Source organism: Arthrobacter zhaoguopingii (assembly GCF_009828595.1).
GTDB lineage: Bacteria > Actinomycetota > Actinomycetes > Actinomycetales > Micrococcaceae > Arthrobacter_D > Arthrobacter_D zhaoguopingii.
In genome coordinates, this window is the sequence record NZ_WPNY01000001.1 from 341,608 (window position 1) to 357,804 (window position 16,197).

The window sequence follows — 16,197 nt, forward strand, 5'->3', positions numbered from 1 at the left end:
CGGTGCTTCTTCTTGCCCTGGACACCTCAGCCGCCGCCAGCGCCGCGCTTCTCGACGGTGACACCGTCATCGGCCGGTTCGCGAGCACCGACACGCGCTCCCACGCGGAGGTCCTCGCGCCCGCGGTCCAGGACCTGCTCCGTGACGCCGGCGTAGCAGGCCCGGACCTCGCAGCCATCGCCGCCGGGGTCGGTCCCGGACCGTTCACAGGCCTGCGGGCCGGCCTGGCCACCGCACGCACCCTCGCGTTCGTCTGGGGCGTGCCCCTGCACGGGGTCATGAGCCTCGACGCCCTCGCCTTCGAGGCCGCAGGGGACCCGGCGGTCGGCGGCGAGTTCCTCGTCGCCACCGACGCCCGCCGGCGCGAGGTGTACTGGGCCCGCTACCGGGGCCCGGAAGCCCCGCATGGGCTTCCGGTCCTGGTCGACGGCCCGCACGTAAGCCCGGCGGCCCAGCTGCCGCAGCTCCCGGTCTTCGGCGCCGGGGCCGGGCTGTACCGGGAGGAGCTGCACGCCGTCGATGCCTTCTCCACAGCGCTGCCCCATGCAGCCGCACTGGGCCGGACCGCCTCGGCCCGGCTCGCCGCCGGCGTGCCGCTGCTGGACACCACCCCGCTGTACCTGAGGGAATCCGACGCGAAGGTTCCCGGGGCCCGGAAGAAGGTCGGGTCATGAGCTTCAGCCTGAGGAACCTCGACTACGAGGACATCAAGACGGTCGGCGCGCTGGAGCAGGAGCTCTTCCCCGTCGACGCCTGGCCCCTGCAGATGTTTTACGAGGAGTTCTTCCGCCCCGACACCCGCCGCTACATCGTGGCCGAGGTGGACGGGGCGATCGTCGGCTACGCCGGCGTGATGATCATCGACACCACGGCCGACATCCAGACCATCGCCGTCCTGCCGGGCCACGAGGGCCGCGGCATCGGCACGGCAATGCTGCACGAGATGCTCTCCGAGGCCGCCCGGCGCGGCGCCCGGGAGGTGCTGCTGGAGGTCCGCGCCGACAATCCCCGCGCCCAGCTGCTCTACACCCGCACCGGGTTCGCGAAAATCTCGACCCGCCGCCGGTACTACCGCGACGGCGTCGACGCCTGGGTGATGCGCCGGGAACTGCCGCCCGAAGGCGCCCCCGGGGACGCCGGTCCGGAATCCGGCCCGAACGGCGGCGGCGTCAACGAAAACACCGGCGGCAACGTCAACGAAAACACCGCCGGGAACAGCAGCGGCACCGAAGGAGACCGGCCATGAACCACAGTGAACCGCTGGTGCTCGGCATCGAATCCTCCTGCGACGAGACCGGCGTCGGCGTCGTCGCGGGCACCCGGCTGCTTGCCAATGTCGTCTCCTCCTCCATGGACGAACACGTGCGCTTCGGCGGGGTGATCCCCGAGATCGCCTCCCGCGCCCACCTCGACGCGTTCGTGCCCACCCTGCAGCAGGCCCTCGCCGAGGCGGGGGTGGGGCTGCAGGACATCGACGCGATCGCCGTCACCACCGGGCCCGGGCTGTCGGGGGCGCTCATGGTGGGGGTGGCCGCGGCCAAGGCGCTGGCGGTGGCCACCGGGAAGCCCCTGTACGCGGTGAACCACCTGGTGGCCCACGTGGGCGTCGGCATGCTTGGAGGCACGTTCGCCGACGGCGTCCCGCCAAACCTCGGCGCGCTGCTCGTCTCCGGGGGCCACACCGAAATCCTCAAGGTGGGAAGCATCGCATCGGATGTGACGCTGCTGGGATCCACGATCGATGACGCCGCCGGGGAGGCGTACGACAAGACGGCGCGCATCCTCGGTCTCGGTTACCCCGGCGGTCCGGCCATCGACCGCATCGCCGCGCAGGGCGACCCGCGGGCCTTCCGGTTCCCCCGCGGCCTGACCCAGCCCAAGTACATGGGATCCGCCGAGAATCCCGGACCGCACCGCTACGACTGGTCCTTCAGCGGTCTGAAGACGGCGGTGGCGCGCAGCGTCGAACAGTTCGAGGCCAACGGGGAGCCGGTCCCGGTGGCCGACATCGCCGCGTCCTTCCAGGAGGCGGTGGTCGACGTCATCACCGCCAAGGCCGTCCTGGCGTGCTCGGAGAACGGCATCGCCAGCCTGCTGCTGGGCGGGGGAGTGGCAGCGAACTCGCGCCTGCGCGCCCTGACCGCCGAGCGGTGCGCCGCGGCGGGCATCGAGCTCACCGTGCCGCCGCCGTCGCTGTGCACCGACAACGGGGCGATGGTCGCCTCGCTGGGCGCGCAGATCGTCCTCAACGGCGGAACCCCCAGCGGCCTCTCCTTCGCCACGGACTCGGCGCTGCCGGTCTCGAGCATCCTCCTCTAGGACCCCGGCGGGGGCCGGGAGGCCGGGGGCTCAGAGACCGAGGGATTCGAGGACGGGCAGCTCTGCGCGGACGCGTGCACGGGCCTCCTCCGCGCTGGGCGCCTTCACCGCGATCTCGGCGAGCTTGCGCGCCTCGTCGAGGCTGACGCTGTTCAGCACCGCCCCGACCCCGGCCAGCGCCCGCGGCGTCATCGACAGCGTCGAGACGCCCAGGCCGACGAGCACCACGGCGAGCGCGGGGTCGGCGGCGGCCTCCCCGCACACCCCGACGGGCTTGGCGTTGCCCTCGGCGACCGAGCCCTCCACCGTGAGCCCGATCAGGCGCAGCACGGCCGGCTGCCAGGCGTTGTTCAGCGCCGCGAGGGAGCCGAGCTGCCGGTCGGCGGCCATGGCGTACTGGGTGAGGTCATTGGTTCCGATGCTGGCGAACCCCACCTCGGTGAGGATCGATTCGCTCATCAGCGCGGCCGAGGGCACCTCGACCATCACTCCGGGTTTCTTCAGCCCCGCCTCGGTGGTCATCGCCGCGAAGTCGGCGGCCTCCTCGGCGGTGGAGATCATGGGCGCCATCACCCAGACCTCGGCGGAGGACTGGCCCTCGGCGTCGGCGATGGCCTTGAGCTGCCGGGCCAGCACTCCGGGGCTGGTGATGTCCGTGCGGTAGCCGCGGACGCCGAGGGCGGGGTTCGGCTCGGTGCTGTCGGTGAGGAAGGGAAGGGGCTTGTCCGCGCCGGCGTCGAGGGTCCGGACCACCACCTTCTTGCCGGGGAAGGCGTCGAACACCCCCTTGTAGGCCTCCACCTGCTCGTCGTGCGTCGGTTCGCTGTCCCGGCCCAGGAAGCAGAATTCGGTGCGGAGCAGACCCACGCCCTGGGCCCGGGCCTCCGCCGCTCCGCGGGCGTCCTTGGCGCCTCCGACATTGGCCAGCAGCGGCACTTCGTGGCCGTCCGAGGTCCTGCCGGTGCCGTCGAATTCGGTGAGGGCCGCCGCGGCGGCGGCGTAGGCCTCGGCCGCGGCCTCCTCCTCGGCGCCGGGGTCCACGCTGATGGTTCCGGCAGCGCCGTCGACGTAGACGCGCGCACCGGTTTCGAGCTCGTCGACTCCCGTCGCGGCGACCACGGCCGGCAGGCCCAGGGAACGGGCGATGATGGCGGTGTGGGACTGCGGTCCGCCGCCGGAGGTGACCAGGGCCAGGACCTTCTCGGGGTCGAGGGTGGCGGTGTCGGCGGGCGCGAGGTCCTCGGCGATCAGGATGAAGGGAGTGTCCGAGGACGGGATGCCCGGCGCGGGCAGCCCGCGCAGCTCGGCCACGATCCGGGCCCGGACGTCGAGGACGTCGGTGGCGCGTTCGGCCATGTACCCGCCGAGATTGTGGAGCATCTCGGCCACCGAGGCACCGGCATCCCAGGCCGCGCGCTCGGCGGAGGTGCCTGCGTTGATGAGTTTGACTGCGCTCTTGACAAGCATGGGGTCGGTGGCCATCATGGCGGTCGCCTCGAGCACGGCGCGCGCGTCGCCGCTGGCCGTCTCCGAGCGCTGCTTCAACTCGGCCTGGACGGCCTTCGTGGCCGACCGCAGGGCCGCCGCGGCATCCTCGGGGGTTACGCCCTCCCGGAGCCGCTCGCCCTTGGGGGGCTCGCTCACGGGCTTCGGCATCTGGCGGATGGTTCCGATGACCCGCCCCGGGCTGACGCCTACTCCTGAGAAATTCCGCATTGAACGTCCTCATTTCCTCGCCGTGTGCGCATGGACTTCCACCGTACCCGCCCGGGCCGGGAAGCGGCATTGAAGCGTGTGACCCACTTCATATATCAACGCTATAGGTGTTACGGTAGCAGGCATGGATACCGCTGGCGAGCCCGCGCCGAAGACTAGGCTGCTGAGGGCAGCCGCGTCGCTGCTGGCCGAGTCCGGCGGTTCACCGGTATCAACGCGCCAGGTGACCCGGCTCGCCCGGGTCACCGCTCCCACCCTGTACCACCACTTCGGGGACAAGGAGGGCCTCTTTGACGCCGTCGTGGCCGAAGGTTTCACCCAATACCTCGAGGGTGAGCGCAACCTACCCAGCTCGGGGCAGCCGGTGGAGGACCTGCGCCGTCATTGGGACAACCACGTGCAGTTCGGTCTCGACCATCCACACCTGTACCTGGTCATGTTCGGCAATATCCGTCCGGAACGCCGGCCCTCAATGGTGGCCGAGGCCGAGGCGTTCCTCGAAGAAGTCCTGAAGCGGGCGGCCGCCGCGGCCCGCCTGGTCGTGCCGCCTGCCGAGGCGGCCCGAAGCCTGCTCGCAGCGAACATCGGCGTGACCCTCATGCTGATCGCCGAGCCCGCCTCAAACCGCAGCCTCGAACTGTCAGTGATGACACGCGAGGCTGTCATCTCCGCCATCGCGACCGATTCCGACTCGGACCCGGTCATCGACACCGAGGGCACCCCTTCGGTGGTGGTCGCGGCCATCGCGTTGAATGCCGCGCTGCAGGCATCGCACCCCGACCAGCTCTCCAGCTCCGAGCTGAAGCTCTTCCTCGAGTGGCTCCAACGGATTTCCACCCGGACGGGCTGACAAGAAACCGATTTATCCATCACTCCCCGCACTGACGCAGGGACAACGGTTAGGAACGCACGTGGCAACACAAGCAGAAGCGGCGCCCCGCACCAGTGCGAGGGTCCGCGTCCAAAAATTCGGGACCTTCCTGTCCGGAATGATCATGCCCAACATCGGGGCCTTCATCGCGTGGGGCTTCATCACGGCACTGTTCATCCCTGCAGGGTTCTTCCCCAACGAGTCCCTGGCAGCCCTCGTCGGCCCCATGATCACCTACCTGCTCCCGCTGCTCATCGGCTACACCGGCGGACGCATGGTGCACGGGATCCGCGGCGGCGTCGTCGGCGCGGCGGCCACCATGGGCGTCATCGTGGGCACCGACATTCCGATGTTCATCGGGGCGATGCTCATGGGCCCGCTGACGGCTTTCATCATGAAGAAGCTTGACGGACTCTGGGAAGGCAAGATCAAGCCCGGTTTTGAGATGCTCGTCGACAACTTCTCCGCAGGCATCGTCGCGGCCGTAATGGCGGTCTTCGGGCTCCTTGCCATCGGGCCGCTGGTGACCGCCTTCAGCAATGCCGCGGGGGCCGTCGTCGACTTCCTCGTCACGAACGGGCTGCTCCCCTTCACAAGCATTTTCATCGAGCCCGCCAAGGTGCTCTTCCTCAACAACGCCATCAACCACGGCATCCTCACGCCGCTGGCGACGGAGCAGTCGCTGGAGAACGGCAAGTCGATCCTGTTCCTGCTCGAGGCCAACCCCGGCCCCGGCTTCGGCATCCTCTTGGCCTACATGGTCTTCGGGCGCGGCATCGCCAAGGCGTCCGCTCCCGGCGCGGCCCTCATCCACTTCGTCGGCGGCATCCACGAGATCTACTTCCCCTACGTGCTGATGAAGCCGATCATGATCCTCGCCGCCATCGGCGGCGGCATGGCCGGTATCCTCACCCTCGTCCTCACCGGTGCGGGACTGCGCTCCCCGGCAGCCCCCGGCAGCATCATCGCCGTGTACGCTGCGACGGCCTCCGACAGCTACGTCGGGGTCACCCTCTCGGTGCTGCTCGCCACCGCGGTATCCTTCCTGATCGGTTCGGTGATCCTCAAGACCACCAAGAACCCCGCCGATGACGACGACAGCCTCAGCAACGCCACCACCAAGATGGAAGGCATCAAGGGCCGCAAGAGCTCGGTCTCCGGCCTGATCGGAGCCAAGGGAGAGGCGCCCGCCGGCCCGATCCGCAACGTTGTCTTCGCCTGCGATGCAGGCATGGGCTCCAGCGCTATGGGAGCTTCCGTGCTGCGGAACAAGTTTAAGGCAGCCGGCCTGACCGATGTGAAGGTCACCAACTCCTCGATCGCCAACCTCACCGATTCCTACGACCTGGTGGTCACCCACCAGGACCTGACGGACCGGGCCCGGCCGCTGACCGCCGCAGCAACGCATGTCTCCGTGGACAATTTCATGAACAGCCCGCGGTACGACGAGATCGTCGACCTCGCCCGCAGCCAGCGCGAGGGCGACGGCACGCCTGCACCCGACAGCGGAGCGCCCGACCTTTCGGAGCAGGCCCAGCCCGCGGGCGGGGAGGTCCTCGCTGAGCGGAGCGTCGTGCTGCAGGGAAGCGCGACCACCCAGGCCGATGCCATCAACGAGGCCGGCCGGCTCCTGGTGGACCGGGGCGCGGTTGAGGAAAGCTACATCGCCGCTATGCACGAACGCGAGCAGTCGGTGCCGACCTACATGGGCAACTTCCTCGCCATTCCGCACGGCACCAACGCCGCGAAGGAATACATCAAGCGCTCGGCCGTCTCGATCGTGCGTTACCCCGAGGGCATCGACTGGAACGGCAAGCAGGTGAAGTTCGTCGTCGGTGTCGCCGGCGTCAACAACGAGCACCTCTCCATCCTCTCGGCCATCGCGCGCGTTTTCTCCGACAAGGAGCAGGTGGCCCGCCTCGACCGGGCCGAAAGCGTCGATGAGGTCCTCGCTCTCTTCGGGAAGGTGAACGCCTAGTGAAGGCCGTGCACTTCGGGGCAGGCAACATCGGCCGCGGCTTCGTGGGGCTGCTGCTCCACGAAGCCGGCTACGAGGTGGTGTTCGCCGATGTGGCCGAGGCGCTGATCGACCAGCTCGCCTCAACGCCCTCCTATACGGTCCACGAGGTCGGAGAGGAACCCACCGACAAGACGGTGGACAACTACCGGGCCCTGAACTCGCGCGCCGAGGAGGCCGCGGTGATCGAGGAGGTCGCCACCGCCGACATGGTGACCACCGCCGTCGGACCGGGGGTGTTGAAGTTCCTGGCTCCCGTGATCGCGGCCGCCATCGCGCGGCGGTCACCGGACGCGCAGCCGCTGCAGGTGATGGCGTGCGAGAACGCGATCAACGCCACCGACCTGCTGCGGCAGGCTGTGGTGGACGCGTACTCGGGTGACCGGAGCGGGCTGGACACACGGGCGGTCTTCGCGAACACCGCGGTTGACCGGATCGTGCCGAACCAGGCGCCCGGGCAGGGCCTCGACGTGACGGTGGAGACCTTCTACGAGTGGGTCATCGACCGGACGCCGTTCGCGGGCAGCGAGCCGCGGATCCCCGGGGCCACCTACGTGGACGACCTCGCCCCGTACATCGAGCGCAAGCTGTTCACGGTGAACACCGGGCACGCCGCCTGCGCCTATTTCGGCTACGCGGCAGGGGCAGAAAAGATCTCCGATGCCATGGCGGACTCCGAAGTGGCGCGCCGGGTGCGGGCCGTGCTGGAGGAGACGAAGCAGCTGCTGGTCACCAAGCACGGTTTCGCCGCCGACGAGCAGGAGGCGTACGTGCAGAAGATTCTGCGCCGGTTCTCCAACCCGCACCTGCCGGACACGGTGGTGCGGGTCGGACGGGCACCGCTGCGCAAGCTCGGACGCCACGAACGCTTCGTCGGCCCCGCGGCCGAACTCGCCGAGGGCGGCACGCATCCGGCCGCCCTGCTGGCGGCGATGGAGGCGGCCCTGGTCTTTGATGACCCGGCAGATCCGGAAGTCGAGGAACTCGCCCGCATCATCGGGGACAACCCGGCGGAGGACGCGGTCACCCGGATCACGGGCCTGGACGAGGGGCACGTCCTGTTCCCCTCGGTCCTTGACCTCGTGAAGGCCCGAGCCGCGGTGTAGGCCCGGCCGGCCAACCGGCGCAGGTCAAGGCGGAAGTGCTCCCTCTCCGGTCCGGAGGGGAAGCACTTCGGCGTTGGGGCCTCGGGATCAGCCGGAGGCGGCCCGGTGGGCGGCCTCGATTCCATCCAGGATGAGCCCAAGCCCGAACGCGAATTCATCCCCATAGGCATAGCCGGGTTGAAGGATATGGGTCTGCGCCATCTCGGCGAGGTGGGGGAAAGCTCCGGACATCATGTGCTGCTGGGCGAGGATGCTTTCGGTTGCCGTGTTGACGTTCCCGGCCTCGCTGAGCGGCAGGGAGGCCTCCTGGAGAGCGAATCCGTCGACGTAGCTGTCGAGCAGCGACACCGCGTGCGCGGTGAGCGTCATCGAGAATCCCGCGCCGCGCAGGCAGGCGATCACGGCGTCGAGGTGCCTCAGCGTTGCAGTGCCCGGTGTGGAGCGCATCAGGCTGATCGCCCACGGGTGCCGGGCCCAGGCGGCGCGGGCGGAGTGCGCGCGGTCCTCCATCGCCGTCCGCCACGGGGTATCCGTCGAGGGCAGGGCGATTTCGTCGAATACCAGATCGACCATGCCGTCGATGATGTCGTCCTTGTTGTTCACGTGGTAGTAGAGCGACATGGCCTCCACTCCCAGTGCCTGGGCGAGCCTGCGCATGCTCAGGGACTCGAGGCCGCCGGCGTCGGCAAGGTCCACGGCCACCCGGACTGCCCGCTCCCGGGAGACCGGATCCCGGTGGGCCTTCGGACTTCGTGTCGATGCCATCCTTCTCCCTCCATGGATTCCCGCAGCCGGTTCCTACCCGTTCCTCCGAAAGCCTACCTTACGGCGTAAGGTGAGAGCAGTTCCGCACCTTACAGCGTCAGGTAAGCAGTGCGGCCCCTACCACGGGACGGCGCGCCAGGCCATCGAAAGTGGATGCGCTGCGGAGGGGGCAAATGCCGGCGGCGGGGGAGGGCTGCGGCGGTACGATCGGCGGAAGATCCCGGTGCGACGGCACGGACACCACAGCAGGGAGGATGCCATGACCAGCGAGACGCCCGACCCGGCGCAGGAAATCGACAGCAGCGACGTCGAAGCCATCCAGAACGACGAGGGCCTGATTCAGGCCGACCGGGTGGACCTGATCACCAGCCAGCTCGAGGAAGAGGACGCCGACCCGGACCGGGATCCGCCCGCCTCCTAAGCAACGCAGGACCCCGGGGCGCCTGTCCGCTTGCTGCCGGGTTCCTGCCGGCATGCGGCGGGATCAGCCGGCGGCGTCAGCGGTTGAGGAAGGCGCTGACCCGGTCGGCGAGCCGCGCGGGGTCGACGTCGTGGCCCTGACCGTCAAGGAGGTCGAATTCGGCCCCGGGAACCAGCTCCGCGATGCCGCGCGCACCCCACTGCAGGAAGTCCGGGGAGGCGCCGCCGGCCAGGGACAGGGTGCGGGCGGTGATGGAGGCCAGCTCGGCCGGGATGCTGCTGTCGCCCATCACGGCGTCGTCGTATCCGAGGGTGGGGGCGATGGCCGTCATCCCCTCCCAGGCGGGCGAGGACTTCATCTGCTCCACCGCCGGGCCGGGTACTCCGACCCGGGCCAGGAATGCCGTCACCGCGCCGTCGCGGTCTCCGCCGCTCAGCGCCGAGCCCAGTTCCGCCGTATAGGCGAGGGCCGCCGGCCGGGCGGGCTCGGGCATGAAGGGCACCTCGTACACGATGAGGTCGGTGACCTCCCCGCCGAGGCGGGCGGCCGCGAGAGCGGCCAGCGCGCCTCCGGAGGACATGCCCACGAGGGCGGCCGGAGCGCCGACCGCAGTGATCAGGGCCGCGATGTCCTCGATCTCCCGATCCACGGCATAGGGAAGGGTGTCGCCGCTGGCGCCGCGGCCCCGGCGGTCGTAGAGCGCGACGGTGCACGTCGGCGCCAGCCCGGGGGCGACTGCGCGCATTGGACCCGCACCCCGGTGGCACATGGCACCGTCGATGAGGATGACCGTCGGGCCTGTCCCCTGGGTTTCGTATCCAATGCGGGTTCCGTCGGAGGAGTGCACCTCGCTCATCGGGTGGTCCTTTCCGGAAGGGTCGGTTCCGCGCCGGCGTCCTGGCCGGACAGTTGCTTCTTCATCTGGATCGCGGTGGTCGTATAGCCGAGCTGTTCGTAGAGCCGCTGCGCGGGCTGGTTGTGCCCGAAGACGTTGAGCCCGAGGGAGGTCGCACCGCCGCGGCGGGCCTCCTCCTCGGCCAGCAGCATGGCCTGCCGGCCCACGCCCCGGTGTCGAAACGGTTCGTCAACCTCGATGTCGTACACCCACCACGCAGCCTCTTCCGACTCCGTTGGCCCGATCCAGAGGTAGCCCACGGGTGATCCGTTGGCCATCAGGTGATAGACACGATGGCCGGGCGCGGGGCGTCCGGCGGGGAAGAACGCCTGGAGCGAGCGCTCGGCGTTGGCCCGTGCCTGCCCGGGTGTCTCCCCGGACCTCATCCGCTCGGCGATGTAGGCGCTCATGCTGCCGGCAAGCCAGCGGCCGAGCCGTTCCGCGGGCATGAGGGAAAGGGTGATCTGCATGGCTGATCCTTTCACGCAGGCTCCCCGGGCACCAGAGCGCCCGGAGCCGGTCCCGGCGCCGGCCGTTGGCCCGCCGGGGAAGGCCGCAGCGACCGGGCGTTACCGGCGCAGCTGGTCGACCATGTCCATGACGACGGCGCGCAGGTTGCCGCCGTTCTCCTCGGCAACCCGGCGCTGGCGCTGGTACCCGGCACCCCGGCTCAGGATCGTCTCGACGTCGGCCAGTTCGTCACTGCAGCCCAGCTTCGCGGCGACCGGCTCCAGCCGGTTGAGCACCTCCGTGAGGTGCTCGGTGACGAGCTGTTCCTTGCCGGAGGCATCGAGGATGATGATGGCGTCGAGGCCGTACCGGGCGGCCCGCCACTTGTTCTCCTGCACATGCCACGGCGGCATCGTGGGGATGGCCCGGCCGGCGTCGAGCTGGGAGGAGAACTCGTCCACCAGGCACTGGGTCAGCGCGGCCACCGCTCCGACGTCCTGAAGGGTGGAGAGCCCGTCGCAGACGCGCATTTCCACGGTGCCGAGATTGCCGACCGGTCGCACGTCCCAGCGGATCTCGCTCACCGAATCGATGACCCCGGTGGTGAACATGTCCGAGACGTACGCCTCGTAGGCCTCCCAGTCCGGAAACTGGAAGGGCAGCCCGGCGGTGGGAAGCTGCTGGAACATCAGCGCCCGCTGCGAGGCGTATCCCGTGTCCTCCCCGCCCCAGAAGGGGGAGGAGGCCGAAAGCGCCTGAAAGTGGGGGAAGTAGTTGATGAGCCCGTCAAGCACCGGCAGGGCCTTGTCCCGCGAATCGAGCCCGACATGGACGTGCACGCCGTAGATCACCATCTGGCGGCCCCACCACTGGGTGCGGTCGATCAGCTTGAAGTAGCGTTCCTTGTCCGAGACGGGCTGGGAACGCGGAGCGCTGAAGGGATGGGACCCGGCGGAGAACAGCTCGACGCCCATCGGATCGGTGACCTCCCGCACCGCGGCCAGGGACCTGCTCAGGTCCGCCTTCGCCTCGGCGACGGTCGTGCAGACGCCGGTGACCAGTTCGACGGTGTTCAGCAGCAGCTCCTGCTTGATGTGGGGGTGTTCCTCGTCGTCCTGAAGTTCGGGGTGGTTGGCCGTGACGCCCCGCAGGACCTCCTCGGCGGCCGACACGAGCTCCCCGCTGTTCCGGTCGACCAAAGCCAGCTCCCACTCAACGCCCAGGGTGGACTGGGCTGAGCGTGCAAAATCGATCTTCATGGGCTGGCTCCTGACCGGTACCGGACTGTGTGCTGGGTTTTCGCCTCGGCAGCGCGTCATCGCGAATGAGAACTGAGCCAATCGTAGTGCAGGGCCCGCACCAGCACGTGCGGCGAACGGATGGAACAATGGGCACGTGCCGATCCTCAATAAAGACATGACCCTGTGCATCTCCCTCGCCGCGCGACCCAGCAATATCGGGACCCGGTTCCACAACTACCTGTACGACGAGCTGGGGCTGAACTATATCTACAAGGCGTTCACCACCACGGACCTGCCCGCGGCGATCGGCGGCGTGCGGGCGCTGGGGATCCGCGGCTGCGCCATCTCCATGCCCTTCAAGGAGGACGTCATCGCCCTTGTGGACCGCATGGATCCCTCGGCGACGGCGATCGATTCGGTCAACACCATCGTCAACGATGACGGCGTGCTCACCGCGTACAACACCGATTACCTCGCCGTGGCCCGGCTGCTGGCCGACCACCGGGTGTCCACTGACCACACGGTGCTGGTGCGCGGATCCGGCGGCATGGCCAAGGCGGTTGTGGCGGCGGTGCGCGACTCGGGATTCCGGGACGTGACGGTCGTGGCGCGGAACGAGGAGGCCGGCCGGGCCCTGGCCGGGCTGTACGGGTTTGCCTGGCAGCAGGACGTCGGCTCCTCGACCGCAGGGCTGCTGATCAACGTCACCCCAGTGGGGATGGCGGGCCCGGACGCGGACGAGGTTTCCTTCCCGGCCGCCGCGATCGACGCGGCCTCGGTGGTCTTCGATGTCGTCGCGCTGCCCTCGGAGACCCCGCTGATCCGTGCGGCCCGGGCAGCGGGCAAGCCCGTGATCACCGGCGCCGAGGTCATTGCCCTGCAGGCTGAGGAGCAGTTCGTGCTCTACACCGGGGTGCGTCCCTCCCCGGAGCAGGTGGCCGCCGCCGGGGAATTCTCCCGGCAGGGCTGACGCGGCAAGCGTGCTGACCCGGCCGGCGCTCAGGCGAGCAGCTTCGCCAGGGGGCTGTCGGTGAAATTCTTCAGGAGCGTCCGAACGTCCTTGTACACCTCGGCGGCGCCGGCCTCGCGCAGTTCGGCCTCGCTGGTGCCCCCGGTGGTGATGCCGATGGTGGGAATGTCCAGCTCCGTCGCCGAGAACACGTCCCAGACCGAATCGCCGACGAACACCGCGTTGCCCGCCTCCAGGCCGCCGGCCTTGAGGGCCGCCTGCAGGATGTCGGGGGAGGGCTTGCTGTTCTCGGCGTCGGAGGAGCTCGTGGCGTCGGTGATGGCGGCGTCGGCGTCGATGACGCCGCGGAGCACCTCGAGCTCCTTTCCGGAGGCGGAGGAGGCAAGGACCACGACGAGGCCTTCGTCGAAGCAGCGGCCGAGCAGGTCGCCGGCGCCGTCGAACGCGCGCAGGGAGGGCCAGTAGGTCGAGAACACGGCGCCGTGCGTGGCGTCGAGTTCCCCGTCGAGGGAGGCGTCGCGGTCCTCGCCGAGCAGGTGCGCGACGAGCTTGTCGCCGCCCATGCCGATCGCCCGGTGGATCTCCGCCATCGGCACGTCATGCCCGAAACGGCGGAAGGCCTGCCACCAGGCGATCGTGTGCTGGTAGTTCGAGTCGACGAGGGTGCCGTCGACGTCGACGAGGACACCGCGGCGCGGTGATGCTGGCTGGGGGGTCATGGCTGCCACCTTAGCTGTCCGGGGGTTTCTCCGAGTCTAGTGAGTCCGTACCTGCGGCCGGAGGAATTCTGCGGCTGGCCCGTGGGGCGGCCGTCCTATACGGAATGGCGGGCGGGGAATTCTTCGAGTTCTTGAATAGTTGTTCAATAACTGACAGGCGGCAGCGCGGCCGACATCCCCGAACGAACGTTCCAATCGAACGTTTCCAACCCGAGAAGAGCCTCAATGAACTCCAGCACAGCCACCGCGCAGGACGCACCGCCAGCGCCCTACGGTTCGCCCCGCACCCGGTCGCCCTGGTGGGGTGTGGCCTCCCTGTCCGTCGTCCTCTTTGCGATCGTGACGAGCGAATTCCTTCCGGCGAGCCTGCTCTCCCGCATGTCCTCGGATCTCGGCATCTCCGAGGGCCTCGCGGGCCAGGCAGTGACCGCCACCGCTGTCGCCGCGGCGGTCACCGGTCCCGCCATCGCGCTGGTGCTGCCGCGCCTTGACCGCCGGATCGCGCTGATCGGGCTCGTGGTCCTGGCGGCGGTGTCCAACCTCCTGGTCGCCCTGGCCCCGTCCTTCGCGGTGCTGCTCACCGCGCGGCTCCTGCTCGGGGTGTCGGTCGGAGGTTTCTGGGCGCTGGCCATCGCCGTCGTCGCCGCCCTCGTCAGCCGCGAAAGGATCGGCCGCGGCATGATGGTCGTCAACGTCGGCGTCTCCCTGGCCACGATCCTCGCCGTTCCCCTCGGGCTCGTGCTCGGCGAGCTGTGGGGCTGGCGCGTCCTGTTCCTGCTGGCGGCCGCGGCGAGCGTTGTCGGCCTCGTCCTGGCCTCGGCCTGGCTTCCGCCGGTGGCGCCCGAACCCTCACCGGGCCGGGCCTTCCTGGCGACCCTCCGGTCGCCGCTGGTAATCGTCGGAATGGTCGGCATGTTCCTCATCGCCGGCGGACATTTCGCCGGCTTCACCTACATCCGCCTGGCCGGTGACCTCGTCGCCGGGCTCAACGCCGAGGGATTCGCCCTGGCGCTGGCCGCCTTCGGCATCGCCTCGTTCGTGGGCAACCTCGCCAGCGGCCCGGCCGCCGACGGCGCGCTCCACCGTTCCGTCGTCGTTATGGGCGCGGCAGTTGGCATCGCGACCATCCTGTGGGCCACCCTGGGCAGCAGCCTTCCGGTCGCTGTCGCGGCCATCGTGCTCTGGGGACTCGGCTTCGGCGCCATCCCCACCCTTATCCAGTCCTGGATGGCGCGGGCTCACCCGGAGAGCCTCGAATCGGTCTCCGGGGTCACCGTCGCCGCCTTCCAGCTGGCCATCGGCCTCGGCGCGGCGGTGGGCGGGGTGCTCGTCAACAGTTTCGATGTCCGGGCGGCGCTGATCGCCGGTGGCGCGGCCGCCTTCCTGGGCGGTGTGCTGCTCGGAGTGGTGCGGACCCGCAGGCTTGGGGCCTAGCCGGCCGCTGGGGCCGGGTGCGCCGGGACGGGCTCGACGACGATGGCCACGCGGTCATCGCCGATGCGGGTCAGGACCAGCGTGGCCTTTTTCCGGGCCTTCCCGGAGCCGCTGAGCAGCTGGCGCCGCACCTCCTCGGGGGTGACGGAGGTTCCGCGCTTCTTGATGTCGAGGACGCCGATGCCTTCGGCGCGCACCCACTGCTTGAGGGCCTTGAGATTGAACGGGCGGGTCTCAACGATCCGGTAGGGGCGGGCGAACGGCGTCTCGTGAAGCTCCGGCGCGCAGATGTACGCGATCCGGGGATCGAGCAGGTGCCCGGAGAGCCGCTCCGCGACGTCGGCGACGAGGCCCGCCCGAATGACGGCTCCGTCCGGCTCGTACAGGTAGCCCTCCGGCGGGCCGACGGGCGCCTCCGGGCCGGCGCCGAAGTCCTCGGCGCTGGTCAGCTCCGCCGCGCCGTGGGCGCTGAGCACGAGGGCGGCGCGGCGCACTCCGGGCCGGCGCAGCGCGTTGAACCACAGGGCCGCCTCGGTCACGTCGCCGTCCACGGAGACCCACTGGGCCTCGCAGTCCGCCGGTACCGCCTCGTGCGGGATGCCGGGGCCAAGCTTCACCCCGACGGGCGTGCCTCGGGCGGCGAGGTCCTCGACGAAGGACAGCGGGGGAGAAAACGCCTCGGGGTCGAAGAGGCGGGTGGTACCCGAGGTGGAGGTGCTGCGGCGGGCCGGATCCAGCCAGACGCCGTCGTACTTCGTCACATCCACGGCGGACGCATCGACGTTCAGCACCGACGCGTTCGGCCAGGGGAGCAGGTTCATGGTCGCGGCGGCCGCGGTGGTCTCGTCGAGCTCGACGGCGGTCACCTCACGCTCCAGGGTGGCCAGCGCCATCGAGTCCGCGCCGATCCCGCAGCCCAGATCGGCCACCCGCACCAGGTCCGCGGTCACGAACCGCTGCGCGTGGTGGGCCGCGACCCGCAGCCGCGTCGCCTGCTCCAGGCCCGCCTGCGTGAACACCATCCGGTCCGCGAACCCGCCGAACTTCGCGTGGGCCTTTGCCCGCAGGCGGCACTGGGTCAGGGCCGCCGCCACGACCTCGGGGGCGTGGCCGGCCCGGCGCAGCTGCTCGCTCAGCTGCAGGCTGCCGGCCTCCGAGTACGGGCCCAGCGAGTTCAGCAGCTCCCAGCCCTGGGGCGTGAGGATCGGTGCGATGGAGTCGGTGACGGGGTTCTCGGAAGCCATGATCCAACCCTAGGCGACGTACCCGGCGG

General features: G+C 69.8%; 16 protein-coding genes. 9 read left to right on the forward strand and 7 right to left on the reverse strand.

Annotation, left to right across the window (positions count from 1 at the left end; all coding sequences use genetic code 11):
- Positions 1–2 precede the first annotated feature (2 nt).
- The 3 genes from tsaB to tsaD are packed head-to-tail and all read left to right on the forward strand — an operon-like array spanning position 3 to position 2,319.
- Positions 3–674 (forward strand): tRNA (adenosine(37)-N6)-threonylcarbamoyltransferase complex dimerization subunit type 1 TsaB, encoded by a 672-nt coding sequence (tsaB, locus tag GVV86_RS01700; protein WP_159801023.1) that lies wholly within the window; start codon positions 3–5, stop codon positions 672–674.
- On the forward strand, positions 671–1,246 hold the full coding sequence (rimI, locus tag GVV86_RS01705) for a ribosomal protein S18-alanine N-acetyltransferase (RefSeq protein WP_159801025.1): 576 nt from the start codon (positions 671–673) through the stop codon (positions 1,244–1,246). The genes tsaB and rimI overlap by 4 nt, the downstream gene beginning before the upstream one ends.
- On the forward strand, positions 1,243–2,319 hold the full coding sequence (tsaD, locus tag GVV86_RS01710) for a tRNA (adenosine(37)-N6)-threonylcarbamoyltransferase complex transferase subunit TsaD (protein ID WP_159617621.1): 1,077 nt from the start codon (positions 1,243–1,245) through the stop codon (positions 2,317–2,319). Before rimI ends, tsaD begins: the two co-directional genes overlap by 4 nt.
- 30 nt (positions 2,320–2,349) lie before the next feature.
- On the opposite strand, the gene ptsP is transcribed toward tsaD, so the two are convergent.
- Positions 2,350–4,035, reverse strand: a complete 1,686-nt coding sequence (gene ptsP / locus GVV86_RS01715) for a phosphoenolpyruvate--protein phosphotransferase (protein ID WP_159801027.1) — start codon at positions 4,033–4,035, stop codon at positions 2,350–2,352.
- 124 nt (positions 4,036–4,159) lie between these two features.
- Between ptsP and GVV86_RS01720 the strand changes: the two genes are divergently transcribed.
- The 3 genes from GVV86_RS01720 (at position 4,160) to GVV86_RS01730 (ending at position 8,029) form a co-directional block, all read left to right on the forward strand.
- On the forward strand, positions 4,160–4,885 hold the full coding sequence (locus GVV86_RS01720; protein ID WP_159617619.1) for a TetR/AcrR family transcriptional regulator: 726 nt from the start codon (positions 4,160–4,162) through the stop codon (positions 4,883–4,885).
- A gap of 61 nt (positions 4,886–4,946) precedes the next feature.
- A complete protein-coding gene (locus GVV86_RS01725) occupies positions 4,947–6,884 on the forward strand; it encodes a PTS mannitol transporter subunit IICBA (RefSeq protein ID WP_159617618.1) in 1,938 nt (645 codons plus the stop codon).
- A complete protein-coding gene (locus GVV86_RS01730) occupies positions 6,884–8,029 on the forward strand; it encodes a mannitol-1-phosphate 5-dehydrogenase (RefSeq protein WP_159801029.1) in 1,146 nt (381 codons plus the stop codon). Before GVV86_RS01725 ends, GVV86_RS01730 begins: the two co-directional genes overlap by 1 nt.
- 87 nt (positions 8,030–8,116) lie before the next feature.
- On the opposite strand, the gene GVV86_RS01735 is transcribed toward GVV86_RS01730, so the two are convergent.
- On the reverse strand, positions 8,117–8,794 hold the full coding sequence (locus GVV86_RS01735; RefSeq protein ID WP_159801031.1) for a TetR/AcrR family transcriptional regulator: 678 nt from the start codon (positions 8,792–8,794) through the stop codon (positions 8,117–8,119).
- A gap of 259 nt (positions 8,795–9,053) precedes the next feature.
- Between GVV86_RS01735 and GVV86_RS01740 the strand changes: the two genes are divergently transcribed.
- Positions 9,054–9,215 (forward strand): hypothetical protein, encoded by a 162-nt coding sequence (locus tag GVV86_RS01740; RefSeq protein WP_159617615.1) that lies wholly within the window; start codon positions 9,054–9,056, stop codon positions 9,213–9,215.
- Positions 9,216–9,291: 76 nt separating this feature from the next.
- Here the strand turns inward: GVV86_RS01740 and GVV86_RS01745 are convergent, their stop codons facing one another.
- From GVV86_RS01745 to GVV86_RS01755, 3 genes are all read right to left on the reverse strand, one after another.
- A complete protein-coding gene (locus GVV86_RS01745) occupies positions 9,292–10,071 on the reverse strand; it encodes an alpha/beta fold hydrolase (RefSeq protein WP_159801033.1) in 780 nt (259 codons plus the stop codon).
- Complete coding sequence (locus GVV86_RS01750; protein WP_159801035.1) at positions 10,068–10,580, reverse strand: GNAT family N-acetyltransferase; 513 nt, start codon at positions 10,578–10,580, stop codon at positions 10,068–10,070. Before GVV86_RS01750 ends, GVV86_RS01745 begins: the two co-directional genes overlap by 4 nt.
- Before the next feature lie 99 nt (positions 10,581–10,679).
- Entirely contained in the window at positions 10,680–11,819 is a 1,140-nt protein-coding gene (locus GVV86_RS01755; RefSeq protein ID WP_159617612.1) for a glutamate--cysteine ligase, read from the reverse strand.
- Positions 11,820–11,955: 136 nt separating this feature from the next.
- Between GVV86_RS01755 and GVV86_RS01760 the strand changes: the two genes are divergently transcribed.
- Positions 11,956–12,771, forward strand: coding sequence for a shikimate 5-dehydrogenase (locus GVV86_RS01760; RefSeq protein ID WP_159801037.1), 816 nt, complete (start codon positions 11,956–11,958; stop codon positions 12,769–12,771).
- A 29-nt stretch (positions 12,772–12,800) separates the two neighbouring features.
- Here GVV86_RS01760 and GVV86_RS01765 read toward each other — a convergent pair whose 3' ends face one another.
- Positions 12,801–13,490 (reverse strand): HAD family hydrolase, encoded by a 690-nt coding sequence (locus tag GVV86_RS01765; RefSeq protein WP_159801039.1) that lies wholly within the window; start codon positions 13,488–13,490, stop codon positions 12,801–12,803.
- Positions 13,491–13,715: 225 nt separating this feature from the next.
- Between GVV86_RS01765 and GVV86_RS01770 the strand changes: the two genes are divergently transcribed.
- Positions 13,716–14,924: an MFS transporter gene (locus GVV86_RS01770; RefSeq protein ID WP_159801041.1), complete on the forward strand. Its 1,209-nt coding sequence runs from the start codon at positions 13,716–13,718 to the stop codon at positions 14,922–14,924.
- Here GVV86_RS01770 and GVV86_RS01775 read toward each other — a convergent pair.
- A complete protein-coding gene (locus GVV86_RS01775; RefSeq protein ID WP_159801043.1) occupies positions 14,921–16,168 on the reverse strand; it encodes a THUMP-like domain-containing protein in 1,248 nt (415 codons plus the stop codon). The genes GVV86_RS01770 and GVV86_RS01775 overlap by 4 nt on opposite strands.
- Positions 16,169–16,197: the final 29 nt, after the last annotated feature.